Annotated in this window: 4 protein-coding genes; 1 reads left to right on the top strand and 3 read right to left on the bottom strand. The window is 74.3% G+C overall.

What is annotated here, in order from left to right:
* Positions 1-180: 180 nt before the first annotated feature.
* From AB0O00_RS34015 to AB0O00_RS34005, 3 genes are all read right to left on the bottom strand, one after another.
* Positions 181-984: a DUF3710 domain-containing protein gene (locus tag AB0O00_RS34015; protein WP_363658431.1), complete on the bottom strand. Its 804-nt coding sequence runs from the start codon at positions 982-984 to the stop codon at positions 181-183.
* A 69-nt stretch (positions 985-1053) separates the two neighbouring features.
* A complete protein-coding gene (gene dut, locus AB0O00_RS34010) occupies positions 1054-1509 on the bottom strand; it encodes a dUTP diphosphatase (RefSeq protein WP_363658435.1) in 456 nt (151 codons plus the stop codon).
* Between the two features lie 81 nt (positions 1510-1590).
* Positions 1591-2133 (bottom strand): PaaI family thioesterase, encoded by a 543-nt coding sequence (locus AB0O00_RS34005; protein WP_363658433.1) that lies wholly within the window; start codon positions 2131-2133, stop codon positions 1591-1593.
* Between the two features lie 240 nt (positions 2134-2373).
* Here AB0O00_RS34005 and AB0O00_RS34000 point away from each other — a divergent pair, with 240 nt between their 5' ends.
* Positions 2374-2823, top strand: a complete 450-nt coding sequence (locus tag AB0O00_RS34000) for a DUF3093 domain-containing protein (protein ID WP_359964755.1) — start codon at positions 2374-2376, stop codon at positions 2821-2823.
* Positions 2824-3018 lie beyond the last annotated feature (195 nt).

The following is a 3018-nucleotide window of genomic DNA, read 5'->3' as shown; positions in this document are numbered from 1 at the left end:
CCGTTTTCCGGAGTTTCATTCATCGGATTTGCTTTCCGCTTTCGTTGCCCCGGTCTCCCGCGGCGACTCCGGAACTGTACGGGTCCGGGCCCGCCACATGCAAATCGCCCCCACCCGGGGTCCGGGAGGGGGCGATCGGCGAACGGCCGGTGAACGGCCGGCGGAGCGGGTCGGCCGGGGTCAGCGGACCTCGGTGATCTCCGGGCCGCGCGAGAACGGGTCGATGGAGGCGCCGCCGAAGCGGCTCTCGCCCTCGGCGGCGGCAGCGGCTGCCCCGCCGCCGTCGGCCACCATCTGCGCGTCCTCGGGGAGCTTCAGGACGATCGGGTCGCGGGGCGCCATCGGGCTCTCGCCGCGCACGACGACCGTCTGCCGGAAGACCTGCTCCAGGATCCCGGCCATCTCCGGCTGCACCGCCGCCTGGCCCGAGATCACGCCGCGCAGGAACCAGCGCGGCCCGTCGCAGCCCACGAAGCGCACCAGCTGCACGCCCTGGGTGCCGTCCGGCAGCTGCACCGGGACCTGGGCGCGGAGGTGCCAGCCCAGCGGGCCCTCCTCCTCCTCGATGAGGCCGCCCTGCGAGGTGATGCCGTTGGCGATCTCCTCCCGGACCTCCCCCCAGATGCCCTCCGACTTCGGGGCCGCGAAGGCCTGGAGCTGGATGGCGCTGTTGCCGAGGACCAGGGTCGCGGCGACGATCGCGTCACCGGCGACCTCGACGCGAAGCTCCATGCCCTCGACACCCGGGACCAGCAGACCCCCGAGGTCGACGCGGCCCTCCTGCGGGTTCTCCAGCTCGGAGTGGTCCCACGGACCGTCCGGCCGCGGGGCCGGCGGCAGGCCGACCCTGTCGGCCGGGTCCAGCTCGGTCACGTTCTCGCTCTCGGCGGAACCTTCGACGTCATCGGCCGTCTCGTCGGCGCTGATGGCGTCGTCGGCGAGCTGCTCGACAGCGTCCTCGCTCTTCTGGCGACGACGGAACACGGTCACTGTCCTTCCCGGTCCAAGACCGATGCGAATACCTGCTCGGCTTCCTGCGAGGCCGCGGGAATGCTAGACCGCGGCGTGGCCGCCGGTCGACCCGAACCCGCCCTCGGCGCGTGCCGACCCAGGCAGCTCGGCCACCTCGTGGAAGCGGGCCTTCTCGACCTGCTGGATGACCAGCTGGGCGATCCGGTCCCCTCGGCGGAAGCTGACCCCCTCGCGCGGGTCCAGATTGACGACGATCACCTTGATCTCTCCACGGTACCCGGCATCGACCGTCCCCGGGGCGTTCACGAGCGCAACTCCGCATCGGGCTGCCAGCCCGGAGCGGGGGTGGACGAAGGCCGCGTAGCCGTCCGGGAGGGCGATGGCGACACCGGTCGGCAGGACCGCCCGCTCACCCGGCCCCAGCTCGGCGTCGACGGTGGTGCGCAGGTCGGCGCCCGCGTCGCCGGGCTGCGCGTACGCGGGCAGCGGCAGCTCGGGGTCGAGGCGCCGGATCAGGACGTCCAGCGGCTGCGTGATGCTCACGCCCACACCTCGCTTCGCTCGGCGCGTGCTTCGCACAGATGGCAGTTCATTCGGTTCACTCGCTTCGCTCGTTCACTAAGGGTTCACCTCAAAGGCTCGTGCGCGCTTCATCAAGTCGGGGTCGTCGAGGACCTTGTCGATGTCCTCGGCACGACCGTGCGTGGTGAAGTGTTCCAGCTTCACCTGGATGAAGAGCGCCTGCGCCCGCACCGCGACCGGACCGTCCGGGCCGCCGATCCGCGCCTCGGCGGCGCCGTAGATCTTGCGGCCGTGCACCCCGGTGACCCAGGCGCGCAGGTGCAGCACCGAGTCGACCGGGACGGGGGACAGGAAGTCGGTCTCCAGCCGGCCCGTGACGGCGGGGACGTGCAGCAGCCAGTTGAGCGTGCCGAGGGTCTCGTCCATGGCCGTGGTCAGCACGCCGCCGTGGGCGAGGCCGGGGCCGCCCTGGTGGACGTCCCGGACGGTGAACTCGGCGGTGACGTCGAGGCCCTCCCCGGCGACGGCGTCGATCCGCAGGCCGCCGGGGTGCTGCGGGCCGCAGCCGAAGCAGTGCTCATAGTGCGAGCCGAGCCGGGTGCCGGGGGCGGGCGCCTCGGGGGCCCGCGGGGGCAGCACGGCGTCCGGCGGCGGGGTGGTCGGGGTCGGCGGCGTCGCGGGCGCCGACCGGTCGGCGGGGGGCGTGGGGGCAGTCGTACCGGTCACGCTGCCCCACCCTACCGACGGCCCTACCGGGCGGTAGCGGGCGCCGGAGACGCCTGCCCCAGGCACCCGAGGAGCCACCGGTCGGGCGCCCGAGACGCCGGCCGCACGGGGGTGCCGTCCGGGCCCGGCCGTGAGGGCGCACACAATGGGGGCATGTACGACGAACGCCTCACCGTGCCCCGCTCCTGGTGGCTGCTCCCGGTCGCGACCGGGCTCGCGCTCGCGTTGATCCTGCTGCGGGTCAGCGGGCTGGGCGCACTGATCGGGCTGGTCGTCGGGATCGCCGTCGGCGCGGTCGCGATCAGCAGCTACGGCTCGGCCCGGATCCGCGTGGTGCAGGGTTCCCTGGTGGCCGGACCGGCCCGGATCCCGGTGGACGCCCTGGGCGCCGCGCACGCGCTCAGCCCGGCCGAGGCGGTCGCCTGGCGCGGGCCGAAGGCCGACCCGCGGGCCTTCATGCTGCTGCGCAGCTACGTCCCGACGGCGCTGCGGGTCGAGGTGACGGACCCGACCGACCCGACGCCGTACCTCTATCTGTCCACGCGCTCGCCGATGAAGCTGGCGGAGGCGCTGGAGGAGGCCCGCCGGAGCGCACGGGCGTAGCGCAGGGCGCGCGCCGGCGGCGCACGCCGGAAGACGAAGAGGGACGGTTCCGCGACTGCGGGACCGTCCCTACGACTTTTTTGTCCTGCCCGGACCTGCCGTGGGGCGGCGCGGGCCCGGGCCCGGCGGGGGGTTGTGGCGGGCCCCCCCCCCCCCCCGGGGGCCGGGCGGGGCCGCCGCGGGGGTGCGGCCCCC

This window comes from Kitasatospora sp. NPDC093558 (assembly GCF_040683475.1).
Classification (GTDB): domain Bacteria; phylum Actinomycetota; class Actinomycetes; order Streptomycetales; family Streptomycetaceae; genus Kitasatospora.
The sequence above is the reverse complement of the archived record's forward strand: the minus strand, read 5'-3'. Positions and strand labels throughout refer to the sequence as shown.

Bases quoted from the DNA above. Each gene is read 5' to 3' on its own strand.
- AB0O00_RS34000 (WP_359964755.1), top strand. From the start codon at position 2,374: ATGTACGACGAACGCCTCACCGTGCCCCGCTCCTGGTGGCTGCTCCCG.